Consider the following 21,442-nt stretch of genomic DNA (forward strand, 5'->3'; position numbering starts at 1 on the left):
TCCGAGGTTTGAAGAATTGCCGTTATCAGATTTTTTTTAGTCTGGATATCCATGATTTCTATATTCAATATCAATTTAACGGATTTCTCCCTAACCTGATATCTCTTGCTCTTAAAACATCTTGTTAGAAAAAATTCACTTTTGGCAATCAGTTTTTTATAAAGTTTTTAAAATCTTTTTTAATCTATGCCCTTTTCTGTGCTAATCTGCGGGAAAAACAAAAAAAGCGGCTGTTACACCGCTCTTGCTGTTTCCATCTGATTGATGATATCCTCGTAGTCCAGCTTATCCCAGTTTTCCGTGATCAGCGGACTTGCCATTACTTTGTTCATGATCGCTTCCTGAAGTTTCCCTTGGGCATACGCTTCGGCATAACTCATATCAGTAAACGTCACCATGGTATAGAGTGGAATCCATTCTTTTGGATAAAGTTCGTGTAGTTTGGCTTCGATTTTTTTGCGAAGCAAAAACTTCGGACTGGAAACTGAATCCCGCATTTCGATGAAATTTTCCATTGCCAACTGGCAAATCGCATCCGTATCCGGTTTACGGTTTTTCTGGAATTTCTCAAAAACCAAACTCCACGAATTAGTGCCTAATTTCTCAATCAGTCCATTCAAAATGGAACAATCCTCAAAACCACAATTCATCCCCTGACCGTAAAAAGGCACCATAGCGTGCGAGGCGTCTCCCAAAAGGATGGAATGTCCCTGAACCCAAGGATAGCACTCGATATTGACCAAAGCGGCTGTGGGATTTTTGAAAAACTCAGTTTTCAAATCCGGCATCAGGTGATAGGCATCGTCAAAATAGGCCCGGAAGACTGTTTCGAGATCTTTTTCATCCTGAATTTTCTCAAAGCATACCTTAGTGCCCTCGAAAGGAAGGAAAAGTGTGCAGGTAAATGACTTGTCTGGATTTGGAAGGGCGATGAGCATAAACTTCCCTCTAGGCCAGATGTGCAGGGCATTTGGATCCATCGCAAAATCACCCGAAGCCGTTGCCGGAATCGTCAACTCCTTATAGCCATGAGAGATGTATTCCTGACGATAATTGAATCGGATTTGCTTTTGCATGGACATTCTCAAGGCCGAATAGGCTCCATCTGCTCCGATGACCACTTTTGGAGTGAGTTTTTTCTCTCCCTCAGGAGATTCAAAACAAACCTCATTGGTCCTGAAATTCACATCCAAACACTTGTGCTCAAAGTGGATTTCGGCTCCCAATCGCTCGGCTTCTTCTACAAGCAGCTGATTGAAATTGCCTCTGGAAATGGAGTAAATGGCCTGATCCGCTTTGCCGTAAGGCACGAAAGTAGTTCCTCCATGTTCGTCATGGATCCGTCTCCCATACATAGGAATAGCAAAAGGCATGACCTTATCCTTTAATCCTACTTGCTCCAGACTTTTCCAACCTCTGTGACTCAAGGCCATGTTGATGGATCTACCAGCTTCAGAATAGGGGTTTTTGCGCTTGTCTGGGCGCTTGTCGTACATCGCGACTTCAAGCCCCTGACGCTTGAGATATATGGCCATTAGGCTGCCAATCAAGCCGGCACCTAGGATGGTAATTTCGTTTTTTTTCATCGGATATGTTTATCCACGCTTCTTTAAGCGAATTTATTCAGGGATTGTTCCAAAATCTTTGCAAACCGGAATACATCCAAGAAGCTGTTATAGAGCGGAGTAGGTGCGAGACGGATTACGTTTGGATTTCTCCAGTCACCTACCACTCCCTGTTTATACCATTCATCGAAGACTTCTTTGCCGCCACGATGAATCAGCAAAGATAACTGACAACCTCTTTCAGCTGGATTTTTTGGGGTAATTATTTCCAAAACACCTGATTTACCGCTGATTTCCTGGATCAGAAACTCGAGGAAACCTGTTAGTTTTTCACTTTTTGCACGAAGATTTTCTATCCCTGCTTCCGCAAAAATATCCAAAGAAGCCTGATGTGCAGCCAATGCCAAAACATTGGAGTTGGCGAGCTGCCAACCATCCGCACCGTACATGGGCACAAAGCCCTTTTCCATCTTAAATCGCACTCCCTCATCGTGTCCCCACCAACCCGCAAATCGAGGTAAGTCCGGTCGCTCTGCAAAACGCTCATGCACAAAAATCCCGGAGACGTTTCCAGGACCCGAATTCAGATATTTGTAGCTGCACCACGTAGCAAAATCCACATCCCAGTCATGGAGTTTGAGGACCACATTGCCTGCTGCATGAGCCAAATCAAAGCCTGCCAAAGCACCCACTGAATGCGCAGCAGCTGTAATCGACTGGATGTCAAAAACCTGCCCAGTATAGTACTGCAGTCCTGCCATATTGACCATAGCTAAGGTATCGCCATGACGCTGAATCTCCTTGACGATATCTTCAGTTCGCAAAGTGAATTCTCCTGATCTTGGAGCAAGCTCAATCAAGACCTCCTTGGGATCCAGTCCATGAAACTTGATCTGAGTCTCGAGCATGTATTGATCCGAAGGGAAAGCTCCTGCCTCCACGATGATTTTATACCGCTGCTGAGTAGGCTGATAAAAGGAAACCATCAACAGGTGAAGATTCACCGAAAGGTTATTCATTGCTACCACTTCATGCTCTTGGGCACCGACTAGGTGCGCCAATGCTGACTTTGACTTTTTCCGCACATGGTACCAAGCATCTTCTCCGTGAAAATGCCCATCCACAGCCATATCCGCCCAATTATTGAGTTCTTTTTCGAGGTAATCTTTGACCGATTTGGGTTGAATACCCAGTGAATTCCCGCAAAAATAGATCGCTTCCTTCCCATTTACTTTTGGGAAATGAAATCGGGAACGGAAGTGTGAAAGGGAATCCTTTTGGTCCATTTCGCGGGCAAAAGATTCGGAGAATTGGTAGTTCATATTTCTTTCTTGTCAACGGACGTCGGACCACAGTCCACCGCCAGAGATAATAAGGTTTGAAGTCTAGTTTTTCCTGCTGTCGACGGTCGACAGTGGACTGTTGACTTTATTTCTCCATATATGTCCCGCAGCTTTTACATGTTCTTAGTTCTTCGCTAGACCAAAAGCCCTCCATAATCGGAGGAAGTTGTGTGACGATATCGGTGAGCTCCACATATTCTTCATGCAGCAAATTGCCACAGTTTTCGCAGTGCCAGATGAAACCGTCCTTTTCTCCCGGTCTGCGGTAGCGTTCCATGACCAGACCAATCGTGTTTGCAGGACGCCGAGGGGAGTGTGGCACTTTGGCAGGCAAAAGAAAAATCTCTCCCTCTTTGATTTCAATATCCACTGGCTTTCCGTCCTCGATGATCTTGAGCACGATGTCACCTTCCAATTGGTAGAAAAACTCCTCTCCTTCGTCGTAATGGAAGTCTTTCCGGCTATTCGGTCCGCCCACTACCATGACAATGAAATCATCATTGCCTTTGAACACCTGCTGATTTCCCACCGGAGGCTTGAGCAAATGGCGGTTTTCATCGATCCATTTCTTGAAGTTAAAAGGTTTGGAGACGGACATGTTTGATTCGGATTTGAGTGAAGATTACCTCCAAATATAGGTATTGAATCTAAAACCAGTTGTTAAATAGTTTTTTGATCAATTGATCAAATCAAAGACAAATTCCGAAGGGTTTCCGAAGGCTTCAGTAATGGATGAAACCTTTGAAGATCCTCAGCCTCTCGTAAATCGTAATTCGTAAATCGTACTTTTGTTTATAAAATTTCCAAACCCTATGAATTTCCCCATCGCTGATCTTCACTGCGACCTGCTTTCCTTTTTGGCGGCGGTTCCCCGTGCAGATGCATTTTCCAAAGACCAAATTGCTTGTGCTTTTCCATGGCTGCAAGAAGGCGGGGTCAAAATGCAGGTGATGGCGATCTACACCAATGTGGATGCATCCAGCATGAAAATGGCAGGAAAGCAAGCCAAGATTTTCTATGATTTGCTACGCAAAGAAGAAAAAACGGTCAGGAAATTTGATGCTGAATTTCTGAAAAGTGAAACTTCTGATGAGCGAATCGGCATCATTGCCTCGGTTGAAAATGCGGCTGGTCTCGGCACCGAAAAAGCCACTTGGCCGGAAATCTACAAGCAGTTTGACAGCATGCTCACGACAGTCGGTCAACTCGCCTACATCAGTTTGACTCACCATACCGAAAACCGCTTTGGTGGAGGGAATTACGTCGAGGGAGTTGGGCTGAAGGAGGATGGAAAGCGACTGCTCGACTACATGGCAGGGAAGAAGATTCCTATTGACCTTTCGCATACTTCCGATTTGTTGGCAGAAGGAATTCTGAACCACATTGACCGACACAATCTGCCAATTCCGGTAATCGCCAGCCACTCCAATTTTCGGGTACTTTGGAATCACAAACGAAACCTGACGGATGAATTTGCAAAGGAAATCATCAATCGGGGCGGGATCATTGGAGTGAATTTCTTGCGTGCTTTTCTGGATCCAGAAGTTCCTGAGCGTCTTTTTGAACATATTCTCCATGGAAGTAAGCTGAGTGAGGATGCGATCTGCTTTGGAGCTGATTTTTTCTATACCAAGAATTTCCCTGACAAAAGTCGACATCCCTTCTATTTCCCTTTGGCAGAAAATGCCGGAAAATATCCTTCGATTTTAGAATCGATAAGCCAAAGTCTGAGTGGGTCGCAACTTCGCAAACTGGCCTCCGAAAACGTATTCAACTTCTATCAAAAACTCTGGAGCTAATGTCAAGTCATCATTTTGTCAAGGAACAACAAGAACCAGCGGTGTTTATTCTGAATACCGAGGGACTTGTTTTCGATACCATTTCGCCGCTGTTAGAGTGGGTTCCGACGGTTTTGGTTTGGCAGGAATGCTTGGACACAGTGCTGAGTTGGGGGATAAAAATTGACGTGATTCTGGCCACAGAAGCCTATCAGAAAGACAATCTTCAGCTACTTGAAGAGCAATATCCAGTCAAGTTTCTAACCGCATCTACTGAAAACACCCTGGAGGAGGGATTGCAATACCTATTGGCAACCAAGCATCCGGCAGCGCATTTGGTTGGGGTTTCGCATTTGAAGTGTATGGATTTGGAGGAAAAGTTGAATTTGTTTGACCTGACGATTATGGATGCAGGATGGAAATACTACCCGGTCAAAACCGGCAAATTCAAAAAGTGGTTTGCTGAATGCACCATCCAGATCCTAGGTCGAGAAGGAATGCCCGTCGAGATCTCCAATGAAAACGGTAAGCTCATGCTTCCTTTGGTTTATCTTACTCAATTGGAAGTGCCGGAAGGGATTACGGAGATTGTGGGGTCTGGGACTTTTTGGGTTGGAGAGGAAGTGAATTCTGAAAGCTGACCTGAGAAATCTGAAAATTAGAAAAATTAGTTGCTTCAAATTGAGCGCCTGCCTGTCCGATAGCCAGGAAGTCGAAGTTTTCTTTATTGGAGGTTCGAGATTTGAAATTGACGAGAAAAGTTCTGAGCACCTCGTAAATCGTATTTCGTAAATCAAAAATCAAGGAAGGCTTTCACCTTCCTTTTCCAATAACTTAATAACCAATAACTCTTCTACTCCCTAATCCACCCAACTTTGTCCGCAATCGGCTCGCGCTTTCCGGCAGGCCAAGTGTCAGTGGCTGGTTTGGCGACGTAGAAGAAGCCCATCAGCATATCTTCTCCTTCCAGTCCGAAATCTTCTCTGGCTTCACCCCAGAAAGTCGGTCCGCCGGTTCCCCAATAGCAGGCCAATCCATGTGCACAGGCAGTGAGGTACATATTCTGAACAGCCATAGCTGTGGCGGCGATTTCTTCCATTACGGGAATTCCCGAACCCTCCGTGCGCTTCATCAAGATGGCGATCACGTGAGAGGCTTTCAAGGGCTGTTCCTTGAATTTCTGATAAGTCGCTTCGATGAAGTTTGTGCCGTTTTTCTCAGCCCGCATTTTATACATCTCAGCCTGATAATCCGCGAATTTCTTCAAGCCTGCACCCGTATAGACGATAAATCTCCAGGGCTGAGTCAATTTATGGGTTGGTGCCCAGTTAGCGTTTTCCAGCATTTCTTCAATGATGGAATCGTCCACAGGATCATTTTCCTTGAATTGAGCAGGAAACATGGAACGGCGTCCACGGATGATTTTGGTTACTTCTTCAGGGTTGAAATTTGGCATCGGGGTGGAGATTGGTTGAAATTAAAACAATTAGAAAAGTAATCGAGATTAGTCCAGAAAAGGTTCCTTTTATCTTGAATAAACAGGTTATCCGTAGCATTCGATTACATAGGCAAGTGGGACAACACATTCTTCGGTCCAACCTAATTCAGGATCGCGAAAATAAATATATACTGATTCGGATTTTGGCTTTCGGATTAAAACAAATGCGTAATTGGATTGAATTATAGGCTCCGCCATATATATAGTTGTGTCATCATCCCTCTTTTTTCGCAGTTTTGTTCTTGAGCCAAGTTGTTTTTTATCCCAAGATTTGATCGATAATTCAGAACTTAATTCTGGAAGCTTTTCTAAAAGCAAGGGTAATTCTGCGTTCGTGAATTTGTGCAGAAATAAGTAATCCTCAGATTTGAGATCCAACAATCGTTCGATCCAGGATGGATCACCAATTGACTGGTGATAAAGTTTAAGTTCATCATTCTTGTCTTGGTGATAGGTTAAGGTTATCAATTCGTATTGTTCCTTGGTTAGCTCATCAGTGGTTGATTGATCTTGTGCCAAGACAGGTAGTGTATTAAAGCCAAAGGAAAAATACAGGCAGTACCGAGTTAAAAGAGTAAATAAAATTTTTGCCATTACCTCTGTGGGTTTTCCTAATTATGGATTAAAACTAAGTCCAAATTTGATAATTCATCTCGAGTCAAAAAGTAAGAGCATAAATTTAACTATGCATATTTCAATTTTTGCTCTCTATCTGCAGCATAGGCTAAACAGGCCTTTATCTGATCCAAGTTAAGTTCCGGAAAATCAGCCAAAATATCTTCCATACTCATCCCTGAAGCCATCCATCCCAACACATCGGCTACACTGATCCGTGTTCCTTTGATGCAAGGTCTACCAAATCGGATATTTGGGTCAATGCTGATAAAATCCGTATAGTTCATAGCATTTAATTTACTTATGTATTTTGGATTGGTCTGAATTATCATCCCAAGTCCAATTGTTTTCCGGATCCGTGAGGAATTCCTCATCCTCAAAAACATCAGGAATCAAAAGCTTATCTTCACCGGCTTCATGCATTTTCTTAAACTGATCTGCCCAGCCTTTCCGTGGTTGATTTTCTTTCTTTTCGTTCATGATCTCTATTTCAACACTTCCTCTAAAAATTTCCTTACATCCCTAGCCAACGCATCAAAGTCCTCCTGACGATTGTACATCATGTGACCCGCTTCGTAGTAGGTCATTTGAATCCGATCCTGAGGGAAATCATGCCGTGCAAAAGTAAATTCAGCATCGAAAAACGGGGTGATCAAGTCGTAATACCCATTGGCCACCATCACCTTGAGTTGGGTGTTGCGGTGCATTACCTCGCTGAGTGATCTTGCCGTACTTACATAACTCGGTTCGTAATAAGCTCCATCCGGCACAGGCTTCCAGTTCCAATCTCCTCCCATTCCTGCAGCTGAGGAGAAGTAAGGTCGATCCATTTTCACTTTCAAATCCCGCATCAAATAATCGTTGAAAACGGCTGTGTAGGCGGATTCTGCCATGTAGTCGCTGGGGTCGCCCAGCACCGGACCTTCGGCGGATTTATCTGTTTCCAAAGCCAAAAATCGCCCATCCAAGGTCCCAATGGCTTTTCCTTCGGCACGAAGAAGCTCCTTTTTGAAGCGATGCATCAGGATCTGATTGTCTGAATGGAGGATGTAGTTTTTTTCCAAGCCGGTGAAATAAGCCAGCTTTTCTGCGATCGCTTCTTTTTCTGCCTGAGTTTGCTTTTCACCGAGGAAGAGGGATTTCAAATAGTCTCCATAAGCGAATTCTCGCGCTTCCTGTGCAAATGCTTCAATGGTTTTTCCCTGTCCGGCTTTGCCATGATACCAAGCGGTCACAGCCTGAGATGGCAGATAGGTGAAAAATGAAGTCATATTATCCGCCCAACTGGACGAACCTGCATAGTCCAAGGCCTGGGAAATCAGAATAATCCCGTTAATGGCCATATTTTGTCCTCCACCTTCCAGCACTTCGGCCACTTTTGCCGCCCGGGTAGTACCGAAGCTTTCTCCAGCCATGAATTTTGGCGCTTGCCATCTTCCGTTTTGGGTTACCCAAATCCGCATAAATTGTGCAATGGATTCTGCATCTTCATTCAAGCCCCAGAAATCGGAGGTTTTGCCCACGCCCTCGATTTGGCTGAAACCCGTTCCGATCGGATCGATGAAAACCAGATCCGTCAGGTCCAAAAGTGCTTGATTATTTTCCACAAATCGATAGGGTGCTGCACCATCATCTTCTTTGGCTTCAGAGTCGATCTTGACGACTTTGGGCCCAAAGAATCCCATGTGCAGCCAGACGCTCGCAGAACCCGGACCACCATTGAAAATGAACATGACTGGCCTTTTGGAGGAATCTACTCCATCACGGAGATAGGAAGTGGACCACATGGCGCCGGTCACTTCGCCTTTGCTGTTTTTCAGAAATGTCTCACCAACAATTGCTTTGAAGCTTATTTTTTGCCCATTGAATGTTCCTGAATGGAGCGATTCAAACTTTTGAGGTTCCCTAGGAACCCATTTGGTCTCGGTTTTTTCTTCTTGGGAAAAGACAGTAGCTGATACTAAAAAAGCGAGGAAAAAGAGTAAATAGTATTTCATGATTAATTGGTAATTGCTTGAGAAATATATAGAAATACGATGGAAATAGATCCTCCTGCGGAGGATGAAATAAATTGAAATACTGGACCATCCTTCTATTGCATCTACCGGCGAGGTGCATTTCCTGAAAACTCGCTAAGCCTATTTCAATGTATTTCACAAAGCGAAGCGGAGAATATTTCAACTGTATTTCGCGCAGCCTATTTCAACCGTATTTCTCTTCAATAATTCAATCCCACTTTCACGCCTCCATACCAATTCCTCGTCGGGGCTGGCTGATAAAATCGGCCTCCAAAAGCATTCAGATCATTGCCCAAGGAATAGCTTTCATCCAAAAGATTATCTACACCGGCAAATAGCTCCAAATCCCAACTTCCAATAGTCCTCAAAAATCCGAATCTAAGATTCACCAAATTGTAAGAATCCTGAAAAACGGTATTCGCGTCATTTAGCGGGATTTCATCTGTAAATTGATGGGTAAAATTGAGGTAAAACCCGATTGAAGTTCGCAAATCTATCCGACTTACCAGGTTATGTGGAGGGACACCCGTCAGATCATTTCCAGAGAAATCATTATCCTGCTTGGCGTAGTTATTAAACTTGAAAAACTGGCCGGTGTACGCTGTTCCAAGTAAAAAGTCTTTGATAAAACCATCGGAATTCCTCAGAATCGCATAATCCAGAGATGCTTCTATTCCCTTTTGATCGGTAGAACCTGCATTTCGGAATAGCACTACGCCGTTTTCATTCGTAAATGTCGTAATCGTCTCGTCCAGTTTCAGGAGATAACCGATCAGCTCAAAGTTGAATTTTTCTCTTCCCAATCGATAACCTACTTCATAATTTACGCCTCGCTCGGCTTCCAGATCCAAGTTCAGACTTCCTTCATTGGTTCGCACCTCGTCGATAGTAGGTGGTGAAAAACCACTGCTGACGGAGCCATACACCGAGCTGAACCCGTTCAGTCTATAGTTCAGCGCCACTCTTGGCACGACAATCGGATCAAAGGTTCGGGTCTGAAGTCCAGTTGGGCCACCTGTTGCGTCGATTTGTCGATCGATTTCATAGCCGGAAAAGTTCTCACTCAAGCCAAAAGTGAACAATAGCTTTTCTGTGAAGTTCAGCTCTGCCTGCTGGAACAAGAACCCTTGGTAAGCGCGAAGCTTATCCGCAAACCGAACAGTATCTGCTACACCTGCCCTATTCCCGAAGTTCTGCGCATCGGTTAGGCCGTTTTGGTATTCTCCTCCTGCGATCAATCGTAGTGTTTTTCCCGCTATCTCTCCGTCATGGGAAAATTTGGTCCGCATTCCGTATCCAAATCCCAGTTCCTTTTTGTAATCCAAAATGAATGGGTTTTCGAAGTCATTGGTATTGAGATAAATCGTCGTGTTGTTGCTGGTTTTCTCCGAAAAGCGGTACAAATGACCCAACGAAAGCAATACAGACTGCTGAGAAATTGAGCTGTTTTGATTGATAGATCCGGGTCGGGCTTGCGTAGGATCGGCCGCAACCTGATCGGCATTCAGCGCACCGGGAATCTGGTAATCGAGGTCTGAGATCAGGATTTGTGTGCGGATTTCCTGCTTTTCAGAGATTGGAAAAAAGCTTCCCAACTGAAATACCTGCCGATCTACCGCAGAATGCTCCCGATAACCCTCAGATTTTTGGCTGACGAAAGAAGCTTCCACACCACCTTCACCCACTTGCTGGGAAAGTCCTAATCTAAACCTGCTTAATCCGAAATCTCCTGCCAAATACTCTGTAGAAAGCCTGTTACCAGTCAAATCCGGACTGCTGAAAAAAGAAATTGCTCCGCCATTTCCAGCCCCGTAAATGCTTCCGGAAGGGCCTTTGACCACCTCAGCCGTTTTGATATTGGACAAATCCAGCAAGTTTAAAGCTGTAGTCCCATCAGGTGAAGTAAAAGGAACTTCATTCCAATACACTTTCACATTTCTTACTCCAAAAGGCGAGCGAAGCGAACTTCCACGGATCGAAACCCGGTAACTTGCTGGTGCTCGTTCTTCGATTCTCACTCCGGCTTTTTGATTGAAGGCATTGACTGGAGAAATCTCATTGAATCGATTGAAGTCCCGCTCAGAGACTAAGCTGATAGCTGCCGATTGCTCCAAAAGTGGCCTTTCTGATTCAAAGGCAGTGACTGTAACCGACGTAAGATTGAAAACGACAGGAATGAGTTGAACTTCAAATTCTCCTGCAGCGAATGTTTTTTCCAAAGATTCATACCCTTCCAAGGCTATGGAAATCCTCAAATTTTCACCCGGAAAAGCTACGATTCCCGAATCATTGGTTCTTTGGATGGTAGTTCCAGCTTTTACCCGAACATTTTCTAGGGCTCTCCCTGAAATTTGATCGGTGATTTTGAGCTGGATTTGGGCTTGAATACTTATGGAAATCGAGAAAAATATGAAGAGTAAGGAGTATTTCATCTATTTATAATTTGATTTTTTTGGTCAGATGGAATGCCCTTGGAACTCATCATCCTGGTTGAGGGCATTTTCTCATGGGCATTTCATCGAGGGAAATTACAAGGAAACTTGCATACACAAGCAACAATGCTGACCAATGGTTTTGATTGAGGATCGGGGACAGCTATTTTGCCTCAGAATTCAAATTTTTACCCTTTTTAGAAAAGTTAACCATAGTTTCATGAAGAGATTTATTTGGCCAGTATTTCTAATTGGTTTAAGTTATTGTCAGGAAAAAGCTGCTCCGCCTGAGCCCATTTTGCCCATTCCGGATGAACGGCAAATTGCTTGGCAAGAACTGGAATATTACGGCTTTGTGCACTTCAATATGAACACCTTCTCGGACAGAGAATGGGGATTTGGTGATGAAAAGCCTGAACAATTCAATCCGACTGAGCTGGACGCAAAACAATGGGCTCGAATTGCTAGAGAAGCCGGAATGAAAGGCCTAATCATCACGGCCAAACATCACGATGGTTTTGTACTTTGGCCTTCAGCCTACACGGAGCACTCTGTTAAAAACAGCCCTTGGCGCGATGGAAAGGGAGATTTAATCCGGGAATTTGTGGATGCCTGTCGGGCAGAAGGTCTGAAAGTTGGAATCTATTATTCCCCTTGGGATCGAAACCATCCCGATTACGGAAAGCCTGAATACGTCACCTACATGCGCAATCAGCTGACCGAATTACTGAGCAATTATGGAGAGATCTTCGAGGTTTGGTTTGATGGAGCAAATGGTGGCACAGGTTGGTACGGAGGAGCAAATGAAGAGCGAAAAGTGGACAAGTTCAGCTATTACGACTGGCCAACTACGATCGAACTGGTCAGAAAACTTCAACCTGGGGCCATGCTTTTTAGCGATGCCGGACCCGATGTCCGCTGGGTAGGCAATGAACATGGCTTTGCCTACGAAACCACCTGGTCCAATCTCATGCGGGACTCAGTGTACGCGGGTATGCCGGAATTCTCTGAAAAATGGGCAACTGGACAAGAAAATGGGACACATTGGGTTCCAGCAGAATCAGATGTGAGTATAAGACCGGGATGGTACTACCACGCCTATGAAGATCACAAAGTGAAAACCTTGCCCGAGCTGATGGAAATCTATTACAAAAGCATCGGTCAGAACAGTTCGCTGCTCATCAACTTCCCCGTCGATACCCGAGGATTGATTCATGAGAAAGATCAAGAAGCTATCTTGAAGATGGCTGGCAAAATCAAGGAAGATTTTGCTGTAAACCTTGCAATTGGAGCCGATCTCGAATCCTCATCAGACCGAGGAAAAGGTTACGAAGTCAGTAATCTGACTGATGGGGATTTTAATACCTATTGGACGACTCTCGATGGGCAGATTCAGGCTTCGTTAGAATTGGATTTTGGGAAAAGTGTTTCCTTCAATCGCCTTTTGATTCAGGAATTTGTCAATCTAGGGCAACGAGTGAAAGCTTTTACCCTAGAGAAAGAAGTAAATGGTAACTGGGAGAAAGTAGCAGAAGGAACGACCATTGGGTACAAGCGAATCCTAACTTTCCCAGACACTGAAGCACAGAAAATCCGAATCAACTTCATGGATGGAAAAGGCATTCCTGTAATTTCTGAAATTGGCGTCTACTCCGCACCTGCTTTGCTTTTTCCTCCTAAAATCTCACGAACTCCAGATGGAAAGGTCAGCATCACCGCTGCGGAAGAAAGTCAACAAATCTATTTCTCACTGGATGGAAATGCTCCAAAAGTAGGTGAAAACGCCTATTCCGGAGATTTTGATGTTTTGGAGGCGACTACGGTTCATGCGATTGCAGTGGATTCCAGATCCGGCAAGAGCTCGGAAGTTGCCCGCGTGGATTTCGACCTAGCCAAAGGCAGTTGGAAACTCATTTCCTCCGATTCCAATGCGATCAAGGCTATTGATGAGCTGTCCAATTCTTATTGGACTTCACCTGCTAATGAATTGACTTTGGATCTGGGTCAGCAGGTAGACTTGAAAGGATTTACCTATTTGCCCATGCAGGCTAGATATCCAAGTGGCTACATTGCCGACTATGCCTTTGAAGTCAGCGCAGATGGGAAAAGCTGGAAACGGGTTGCCCAAGGTGAGTTTTCGAATATCCAAAATAGCCCCATTGAGCAGATGGTGCGATTTGAACCGGTCAACAGCCGATTTGTTCGCTTAAAAGCCCTTCGCACAGCAGATGGCAATGCGGCGACCTTCGGGGAGTTTGGTGTACTTACCCGATAATCTCCAAATTGTAAAATTCAGGTAGGGATTTTTAGATAAAATCCCTACTTTCTGACCTTATTTGCTTTAAACCCAATCTATCGCCTAATACCTATGAACAGACGACATGCCTTGCGGCATATAGCGCTGATTTCCGGAGGACTTGCCCTGATCCCTTCCTGTGACTTCAGCAAAGACGACATCCTAGCCGCTTATCAAAATCTAAAAGTAACCATTTCCCAGAAAGCACTGTTGGGAGCGATCTCTGATACAATTATCCCTGCCGGGGAGATCAAAGGGGCCCTTAATCTGGAGGTACCGGACTTTATTTTGGTGATGGTTAATGATTGCTTTACCAAAGAAAACCAGGACAAATTCACCGCGGGACTCACAGCATTTCCTGACTATGCGCAAAAAACCGCAGGTAAGAAATTTGAATCCTTGACCACAAAAGAAAAAGAAGAGTTAATTCTGAATGGCACCAAGCTCGAAGGAGATGATACCCCAGAGGGCATAGAAAAAGGGAATATTGCCTACTTCCTGAATTCCACCAAACGGTTTACCATCCAAGGCTACATGGCCTCTGAATACATTCAGACCGAAATCATCCCGTATTCGCTTATCCCAGGTGAATATAACGGCGCAGTTTTGATCACTGACCTCCAAAAACCACGAATCAATGGCTAATCTGAATATCCGAAGTAAACAGGAACGAACCTATCAGGCCATAGTCATCGGTTCAGGCATCAGTGGCAGTTGGGCCGCAAAAGAACTCTGCGATCTAGGCGTCAAAACCCTCATGATCGAGCGGGGGAGAAATGTAGAACACATCAAAGATTACCCAACTACTAACTTATTGCCCTACGAATTTGAACACCGAGGGCAAATTCCTCAGCAAATTCAGGATGAGAACCCAGTCATCAGTCGTTGTTATGCTTTTCGGGAAGATGCGATGCACTTTTTTGTCAAAGATACAGAGCACCCCTATGTTCAAGAAAAGCCGTTTGACTGGATTAGAGGCTATCAGGTGGGCGGAAAATCCCTTCTTTGGGCCAGGCAAGTGCAGCGTTGGTCTGATTTTGATTTTGAAGGTCCAGCGCGGGATGGTTTTGCAGTAGACTGGCCAATACGATACAAAGACATCGAAAAATGGTACAGCCATGTGGAGAAATTTGCCGGTGTATCCGGGAACAAAGATGGGCTAGCCACACTCCCAGATGGTGAGTTCCTTCCAGGATACGAGCTGAATGTGGTCGAAAAATACTTTGCGGAGCAACTGAAAAAAAACTACGGAAATGACCGCCACATGATCTCGGCGCGTTGCGCACATATCCACGGCAATGCCGACTACTATGCGCAGCAGGGTCGGGCGATGTGTCAAAACAGAAATCTCTGTCAGCGAGGCTGTCCTTTTGGAGGGTATTTCAGTTCCAATTCATCGACGATTCCATGGGCTCTGAAAACCGGGAATCTCACCATGAGACCTGATGCCGTGGTTCATTCGATTATTTATGATGAAGAAAAGGGGAAAGCTACTGGTGTGCGAATCGTGGATCGACTGACCAAGGAAACCGAGGAGTTTTACGCCGATGTGATCTTCCTCAATGCGGCAGCACTCAACTCCAACCTTGTCTTGTTGAACTCCACTTCCAATCGCTTCCCAAATGGATTGGGCAACGACAATGGACTTCTGGGTAAATATGTGGCTTTTCATAATTACCGGGCAGGCGTATCTGCAGAGTATGAAGGACATGCTGAATACACCACTTCCGGTGGACGGCCAACAAGCGGATATTTCCCGAGATTCAGAAATGTGTACAAACAGGAAACGGACTTCTTGAGAGGCTATGCAGCTGGATTCTCCGCAGGTCGAGGCGTACGAACCAATACAGAGAGTGTGGGTATGGAGTTGAAAAACAATCTGCTCAACCCTAGCGAATACGGACCTTGGTATGTCGGATCCCATATGATGGGAGAGACCATACCAAAAGAAAGTAATTATGTAGCCTTGGATCCAAATCTGAAGGATGAATGGGGAATACCTCAACTCAAAATCAGCGTGGATTACGATGATAATGACGAGAAAATGATCAAAGACTATATCGAGCAAATGTCTGAGATGTTTACCAAGGCTGGATTTACCAACATTCGAACTCGGGATGATAAGCGTGCACCTGGACTGGATATCCACGAAATGGGTGGTGTTCGAATGGGTAAAGATCCAAAGACATCCTTGCTCAATGCCAATCATCAGCTACACGCCGTTCCCAATGTCTATGTGACTGACGGTGCATCCATGACTTCTACATCTACGCAGAATCCTTCACTCACCTATATGGCTTTTGCGGCTAGAGCAGCTCATCATGCGGTAGCGGAGAGTAAAAAATGAGGAATGTATAATGGAGAATTAAGCATGAGCCCAAGTCCTTAGATTTGGGCTTTTTTATACCATTTATATTAAATCTTCCGATCCAGCCAGGCTAGTACTCCTAACCAAATCAGAAATTTGACTGCCAATCCAATGGAAAAATAGAAAATCCAATCTTGTGGGTCTGGATTTGGAAAAAGCCAAACTAAATCTGAATCAATCTCTATATTCCAATCTGAAAAAAGCCCCTCTGATGCTAAATAGGCAAAATATCCACTTGCCACTGCCAAAATCGCGAGGAGTACCTGACCGATTTTTAAAACTGTCTTGCCAAGCATGGCTCCGGGATCGGTATAGGAGAGGGTAGTGTTCATAAAGGTCAGATTTACTTAAAGTTACTACAAACCAAAAAAGGAACCCATTTCTGAGTTCCTTTTTTAGAATTTTTGAGGAAAAAATACTTCTTCCCTAATGCATCACTTCGGCCATTTTCGCAAAAGCCTTTTTTATCTCTCTAAACTGAATATCCCGGGATAGCTCCAAATCTCTTTTAGTGAGATTTTTGGCAACTTGAAATTGCTTGAATGTATCAGAAAATTCCACCGCAAAATCATTTCCGACAACCCCCCAAGATCCAAGGTAGGCATTGAGTTTCTCTACTTTCAATCCCACATGAGGAACAGCGTAACTCATGGCCGTGATGGCGCCGTGAAGACTGGTGCCGACATAGCATTTTGATTTGCCAATCAAATACATAATATCCCAGATCGTATCGGCATCAAAATACCGATATGGGCAAGTCAGCCGACTTCCAAGATCCCTTAGCGCGACATCATCGTCATGATCCAAGGCTTTCCCAATCGGACAAAGACAAATGCTCGTTTTGCCTTCAGAATAAATTCGATCTACTTGGTCAGCGATAATGTCCAGTTTTCCCGTGGTGGTCTTTTTATTAATTTGGACAAAAGCATACTCGCCGCGGTTTTCGGAAACATAGGCCTTCACTTCCGGGCTAACTTTCGCTTCAAGCCAAGTCAACGGATAAAATTCTGACATCAGGATAGCCGAATCCGGAAATAAATCAGCCTTGATCCCTTCCTGCGCTAAATTCGATAAAGTTATCCTGTCCCTTACAGCAAAGTAATCCGCCTTGAGTAGTTTGTTCTTAAAGAAATAATATTTGGAGAAAATCTTGGCAGTCAATCCCGATCCACCCAAAGAATTTAAGATAACAGAATTGACTCCTTGGAAGTCTTTTTTGTCAAAAACGAATGGAAGCTCGGTTCGACCTTTTAAGATTTTTTGAGCAAACCGGTTCAGATTAAAGAACTTGGAGATTCGAACATGTCGTTTGTTGATTTTCTGAAAAAGTGGATTCAGCGCTGCGTACAATGAATTCCAAGTCACGCCCAAAGCTTCTCCACCTGCGATGATTACATTGACTTTTTCATCTGGATTATCACATTTTTCATAAAACTCCTGTAATCCTTCCGTTGGCAAGCCTCCAACTGCAGACAAATCTGACTTGACCAAACCAAAAAACTCAAACTCAGCTTCAATACCCTGCGAATTCAGCTGCTTTTCAATTACTAGCGGAAACAATAGGTCACCATAGTTATAGCGATCAAAAGCTCCAATTATTACTATTTTCATGGGGTTATAATTTTTTTTAGGGCTACATAGCTTATCCCCTCCACCGTGGCAGATCGGGCGAATCTCCTAGGATTGTCCTTACGCTATTTCAAGTATCGATTGTAGCAGGCTTGATTTCATTCTAGATTTTCTTTTGGAATTCCTTCCTTCGTGTTCAGGTACATCTTTATTCAAAATAAATGCTTGATTTAATTTTGGGCTTTTGCCTCGATAAAGGAACTGTTTTTGAAGAAGCATAGGAGTGTAAACCAATTTAGTTTGTCTCTTTGATCCTGTCTTTACAAATTCTATTCTAGATTTCTTGAATAGACAACTCCAACAAATAGCAAAGTCTTGCGAAAAACCAAAAACCAATGAGTAATCAACAGGCTGCAAAGCGTATTTTTTCCGGATCGGTCTGGGGCATTTTAGCCAAAATCCTTGATGCTGGGGCCAAGTTTGTGACCATTCCATTGCTGGTAGGATATTATGGAAAAGCGGATTACGGATTGATTGCGCTTGCTTTCTCGCTCAATGCCTATTTGCGGCTGATGGATTTGGGAATGAATGTAGGCTCGGTCCGCTTTCTAGCTATTTGGGAAAATGCAAAAGACTGGAACAGCATTTCTCGGGCTTCCCGATCCAGCGTGATGTTCTATGGGGCAATCGGCCTCGTCAATTCGCTGATCTTCATCTGGATGGGGAATTATGGGCAGCAGCTCTTCAACCTATCCGCGGAACAGCTCCCGATCTATCGGGTGATGATGTACATCCTCTCTGCCAGTACGATTCTCAACTGGCTTTCCAATGTCATCATCCAACTGCTCAGTGCCAAAGATGAATTGGGTTATGTGAACCGGGTGAATGTCATCAGCAGCATCCTGAACTTTGTCGTGGCTTTGGTAGCAATCAACCTCCAGTGGTCTTTACCGGTGTACTTTGTGTTTTATACACTTTCCACCCTCATCCCAATCCCATTTAATGTCTATAAACTTCGGGTTTTTCCTATTTCCCGCAGAAAGCTCTTGGCTCCAAAATGGGACGGAAAAATCTTCAAAGAAATCCTTGGATACAGTTCAGCGATATTCCTGATGGGGCTTTTTCAGTTGACTGCCAATGAACTCCGACCTATCCTTTTGGCTAGATATGCCAGTGGAATTGATGTTTTGACAGATTATCGAGTGATCCAGACCATCGCAATGTTGGTTATTTCCTTTGGAACCGTTTTTCTTCAAGTTCTGCTTCCGGCTGCCTCCAAAGTATACGCGGAAAAGAATCAGGAGAAAATGGAGAAATTGGTTTTTGAAGCCACCCGATTTATTTCCATGTTTTTGTCGGCTGTGGTATTTGTGCTGGTGTTGAATTCGGACACCATTCTGCTACTGTATATGGGTGAAGAATACCTCCATTTGACACCTTGGCTAATCATTTGGCTGTTTACAGTTTTGCTCAATATGCACAATACGCCTGTGGCAAGTCTGGTTCTTTCCTCGGGAAAAACCCGATTTCTTATCTACTCCTCAGCTGCTGCCTGTCTGTTGTCATTGCCGATTACAGTCATTTTAGCACCCTCCTACGATGTGGGAGCGGCTGTGATTGGCTATTTCGCGTACATGCTTATCCAAATCGGATTCTTCTATGTCCACTACATTCCCAAAGTGCTAAAGCTCAACAGCAAGCGGATCTTTTTTGGTGCATTTGGCCCGGCGATACTTTGCGCTGCCGTTTCATTTGGCATAGCCTACTTGGCCAAAAACTTGCTTACTGATACACAGGGGCTTATTCTTATCCTTCTTGTTTCGGCCACGTTTATCCTTGTTTTCGGCTTGCTTCTACGGCTTTTTGTAGTGAATAGCGAGGACATTAGGCGAATCAAAGAACTCTTCAAGAAGCCTACTACGCCAACTTTTCCATGAGTCTATGATTAAATTTTCCATTTGTATCCCAGCTTACAAGAGTGAATACCTAAAAGAATGCATTCAAAGCATACTCAACCAGACAGTTTCGGATTTTGAGTTAATCATCCTCAACGACCACTCTCCTGAACCCGTGAAGGAGGTTGTAGCCTCGATCGAAGATCCTCGAATCCGGTATTTTGAAAATGAAAAAAATGTCGGTTCGGTCGACTTGGTGGATAACTGGAACCAATGTCTCTCGTACGCAATTGGGGAATTTGTCATCATAATGGGGGATGATGACCTACTTCGTTCGGATTATTTGGAAGAGTTTATTCGATTGATTGAGACTTTTCCTGATTTGGAAGTATACCACTGCAGAAGTTTAGTAATCGATGATATGGGCAGCGAAATTATGCTAACCCCAGCTTTGCCCCAGTTTGAATATGTCTATGATTCAATATGGCATCGCCTTCATCAGCTTCGCTCCAATTATATTTCAGACTATGTCTACCGGACTGAGACCTTGAAGCATCGGGGTGGTTTTTTTAAACTTCCATTAGCGTGGGGTTCCGATGATATCAGCGCATTCATCGCAAGTGCAGAAAAGGGAATCGCGCATACCAACACGCCCGTTTTTCGTTACCGAAGCAATAGACTCTCGATCACCTCCACCGGAAGCGATATACACAAAATGGAGGCGGACCTCGGATATGCCGATTGGTTGGAAGCTTTTATGAAAAATAATCCACCAAAAAAACAAGATGAAGTGGTCTATGCTCATCTCTCCAGAAATCTGCAACACTACATCAAACTCCGAAAAGTCTACACGATGATGGTCTCCATGAGATCAAGCCGCTTCAAAAAAATGCTGATGTGGATCAAAGGCCGAAAAAAATACAACTTAACGATTGGGTCAATTCTAGTCGCATTTTTGAAGAGTTTTAATTAAAACCGCCTCTATGAAAGTCATTTTCAACCCGTCGGAAAATAAGGAGAATAAGTACATCGATATTCTGGTCAATTCACTTAAAAATGGAGGGTACGAAGTTTTCCCACTTGATGGTTTATTGTCCAGTTGGAAGCATTTTGACAGTATAAAACTTGTTCATCTCAACTGGTTTGAGAATCTGGACGAAAGTAGCAGGGGAGCAACTTTGAAAAGTTTTTTTCGAAAACTGGTTGCGCTGCTAGTCATTCGGCTCGGCAATAAAAAGTTGGTTTGGACTATGCATAATAGAGTTTCGCATGAAAAAGGATCTGGAAAATGGAGCCAGATTCTCAGCGCTTTACTGATTCGCTGGGCAGATAGGATTGTGATTCATAGTGAAGAATCTCGCGCTCTTTTGGGTGGAAGATCCCATGTGTTATTGAGAAAAGTAGTCCATATTCCGCACCCGGATTTTATTGGTGTTTATGGACCGATCCTGTCGAGTGCCGCTCCGCAAGTAGAAAATCCAATAAAACTGGTTTTTATCGGTGCGGTAAAACCTTATAAAAATATTGAACTGCTGATCCAGCTGGCAAGAAAATTCCCCACAACAATTCAAATTTCAATCCTTGGGAATCCCAATTCTCAGGGATACAAGGAAGAATTGCTGAAACTCGGAAGCGGCCTTGCAAATCTTATTCTCCGGCTGGAATTCATCCCCGATGAGGAGATTCCTGAAATCCTGTCAAAATCAGACCTTGTCATTCTTCCCTATAACATGGATAGCAGCCTGAATTCAGGAACTGTCCTTTTGGCTTTTTCTTATCAAAAAACAGTTATATGCCCGCAAATTGGCACAGTCAATGATTTTGGAAAAGAGAATGCTGCTATTTTTTCCTATGTATATTCCTCTGAAAAAGAACATATGGAAAAGCTCTCTGACAGGATCAATTTGGCCATTGCATTAAAAAAAGCAAACCCATTGGTCTTTGAAGAAATGGGCAGGAAGATGTTCTCCCTGGTCAAGGAACAGAACGATAAGGCCATCGCAGGTCAAAAGCTAATCGACCTGTATGCGCAGCTGCTTGGGGAGAAGCCCAACTCTAAATGATA

19 protein-coding genes are annotated in these 21,442 nt (G+C 44.0%); 8 read left to right on the forward strand and 11 right to left on the reverse strand.

Annotated features, from left to right (window positions below; translation table 11 throughout):
• Window positions 1-233 precede the first annotated feature (233 nt).
• The 3 genes from DK188_RS02625 to DK188_RS02635 form a co-directional block, all read right to left on the reverse strand.
• Window positions 234-1,586, reverse strand: a complete 1,353-nt coding sequence (locus tag DK188_RS02625; RefSeq protein WP_111669218.1) for an FAD-dependent oxidoreductase — start codon at window positions 1,584-1,586, stop codon at window positions 234-236.
• A gap of 23 nt (window positions 1,587-1,609) precedes the next feature.
• Window positions 1,610-2,887, reverse strand: coding sequence for a kynureninase (gene kynU, locus DK188_RS02630; protein WP_111669219.1), 1,278 nt, complete (start codon window positions 2,885-2,887; stop codon window positions 1,610-1,612).
• 106 nt (window positions 2,888-2,993) lie between these two features.
• Window positions 2,994-3,506 (reverse strand): 3-hydroxyanthranilate 3,4-dioxygenase, encoded by a 513-nt coding sequence (locus DK188_RS02635; RefSeq protein WP_111669220.1) that lies wholly within the window; start codon window positions 3,504-3,506, stop codon window positions 2,994-2,996.
• A gap of 214 nt (window positions 3,507-3,720) precedes the next feature.
• Between DK188_RS02635 and DK188_RS02640 the strand changes: the two genes are divergently transcribed.
• Complete coding sequence (locus DK188_RS02640; protein WP_111669221.1) at window positions 3,721-4,707, forward strand: dipeptidase; 987 nt, start codon at window positions 3,721-3,723, stop codon at window positions 4,705-4,707.
• On the forward strand, window positions 4,707-5,327 hold the full coding sequence (locus DK188_RS02645; RefSeq protein WP_111669222.1) for a thiamine pyrophosphokinase: 621 nt from the start codon (window positions 4,707-4,709) through the stop codon (window positions 5,325-5,327). Before DK188_RS02640 ends, DK188_RS02645 begins: the two co-directional genes overlap by 1 nt.
• A gap of 212 nt (window positions 5,328-5,539) precedes the next feature.
• Here the strand turns inward: DK188_RS02645 and DK188_RS02650 are convergent, their stop codons facing one another.
• The 6 genes from DK188_RS02650 to DK188_RS02675 all read right to left on the reverse strand — a co-directional run bounded on the left by DK188_RS02650 (window position 5,540) and on the right by DK188_RS02675 (window position 11,249).
• Window positions 5,540-6,142 (reverse strand): nitroreductase family protein, encoded by a 603-nt coding sequence (locus DK188_RS02650; RefSeq protein ID WP_111669223.1) that lies wholly within the window; start codon window positions 6,140-6,142, stop codon window positions 5,540-5,542.
• 87 nt (window positions 6,143-6,229) lie between these two features.
• On the reverse strand, window positions 6,230-6,778 hold the full coding sequence (locus DK188_RS02655) for a hypothetical protein (protein WP_111669224.1): 549 nt from the start codon (window positions 6,776-6,778) through the stop codon (window positions 6,230-6,232).
• Window positions 6,779-6,867: 89 nt separating this feature from the next.
• Window positions 6,868-7,086: a DUF433 domain-containing protein gene (locus DK188_RS02660; protein ID WP_111669225.1), complete on the reverse strand. Its 219-nt coding sequence runs from the start codon at window positions 7,084-7,086 to the stop codon at window positions 6,868-6,870.
• A gap of 10 nt (window positions 7,087-7,096) precedes the next feature.
• Complete coding sequence (locus DK188_RS02665; protein ID WP_111669226.1) at window positions 7,097-7,279, reverse strand: hypothetical protein; 183 nt, start codon at window positions 7,277-7,279, stop codon at window positions 7,097-7,099.
• A 5-nt stretch (window positions 7,280-7,284) separates the two neighbouring features.
• The gene (locus DK188_RS02670) at window positions 7,285-8,796 is read right to left on the reverse strand and encodes a S10 family peptidase (RefSeq protein ID WP_111669227.1); all 1,512 of its coding nucleotides are present in this window, start codon (window positions 8,794-8,796) and stop codon (window positions 7,285-7,287) included.
• Between the two features lie 221 nt (window positions 8,797-9,017).
• Window positions 9,018-11,249 (reverse strand): TonB-dependent receptor family protein, encoded by a 2,232-nt coding sequence (locus DK188_RS02675; RefSeq protein ID WP_111669228.1) that lies wholly within the window; start codon window positions 11,247-11,249, stop codon window positions 9,018-9,020.
• A 220-nt stretch (window positions 11,250-11,469) separates the two neighbouring features.
• On the opposite strand from DK188_RS02675, the gene DK188_RS02680 reads away from it, so the two are divergent.
• The 3 genes from DK188_RS02680 (at window position 11,470) to DK188_RS02690 (ending at window position 15,892) form a co-directional block, all read left to right on the forward strand.
• Window positions 11,470-13,524, forward strand: coding sequence for an alpha-L-fucosidase (locus DK188_RS02680; protein ID WP_111669387.1), 2,055 nt, complete (start codon window positions 11,470-11,472; stop codon window positions 13,522-13,524).
• A 93-nt stretch (window positions 13,525-13,617) separates the two neighbouring features.
• Window positions 13,618-14,190: a gluconate 2-dehydrogenase subunit 3 family protein gene (locus DK188_RS02685; RefSeq protein WP_111669229.1), complete on the forward strand. Its 573-nt coding sequence runs from the start codon at window positions 13,618-13,620 to the stop codon at window positions 14,188-14,190.
• Window positions 14,183-15,892: a GMC family oxidoreductase gene (locus tag DK188_RS02690; RefSeq protein WP_111669230.1), complete on the forward strand. Its 1,710-nt coding sequence runs from the start codon at window positions 14,183-14,185 to the stop codon at window positions 15,890-15,892. Before DK188_RS02685 ends, DK188_RS02690 begins: the two co-directional genes overlap by 8 nt.
• A gap of 68 nt (window positions 15,893-15,960) precedes the next feature.
• On the opposite strand, the gene DK188_RS02695 is transcribed toward DK188_RS02690, so the two are convergent.
• Window positions 15,961-16,245: a hypothetical protein gene (locus DK188_RS02695; protein ID WP_111669231.1), complete on the reverse strand. Its 285-nt coding sequence runs from the start codon at window positions 16,243-16,245 to the stop codon at window positions 15,961-15,963.
• Window positions 16,246-16,339: 94 nt separating this feature from the next.
• The gene (locus tag DK188_RS02700) at window positions 16,340-17,524 is read right to left on the reverse strand and encodes a polysaccharide pyruvyl transferase family protein (RefSeq protein WP_111669232.1); all 1,185 of its coding nucleotides are present in this window, start codon (window positions 17,522-17,524) and stop codon (window positions 16,340-16,342) included.
• 353 nt (window positions 17,525-17,877) lie between these two features.
• Here DK188_RS02700 and DK188_RS02710 point away from each other — a divergent pair, with 353 nt between their 5' ends.
• The 3 genes from DK188_RS02710 to DK188_RS02720 are packed head-to-tail and all read left to right on the forward strand — an operon-like array spanning window position 17,878 to window position 21,440.
• Window positions 17,878-19,419, forward strand: a complete 1,542-nt coding sequence (locus DK188_RS02710; RefSeq protein ID WP_111669234.1) for a lipopolysaccharide biosynthesis protein — start codon at window positions 17,878-17,880, stop codon at window positions 19,417-19,419.
• Window positions 19,420-19,423: 4 nt separating this feature from the next.
• Window positions 19,424-20,350 (forward strand): glycosyltransferase family 2 protein, encoded by a 927-nt coding sequence (locus DK188_RS02715; RefSeq protein ID WP_111669235.1) that lies wholly within the window; start codon window positions 19,424-19,426, stop codon window positions 20,348-20,350.
• A gap of 10 nt (window positions 20,351-20,360) precedes the next feature.
• Window positions 20,361-21,440, forward strand: a complete 1,080-nt coding sequence (locus tag DK188_RS02720; protein ID WP_111669236.1) for a glycosyltransferase — start codon at window positions 20,361-20,363, stop codon at window positions 21,438-21,440.
• Window positions 21,441-21,442: the final 2 nt, after the last annotated feature.

The organism is Algoriphagus litoralis, from assembly GCF_003259255.1.
GTDB lineage: Bacteria > Bacteroidota > Bacteroidia > Cytophagales > Cyclobacteriaceae > Algoriphagus > Algoriphagus litoralis.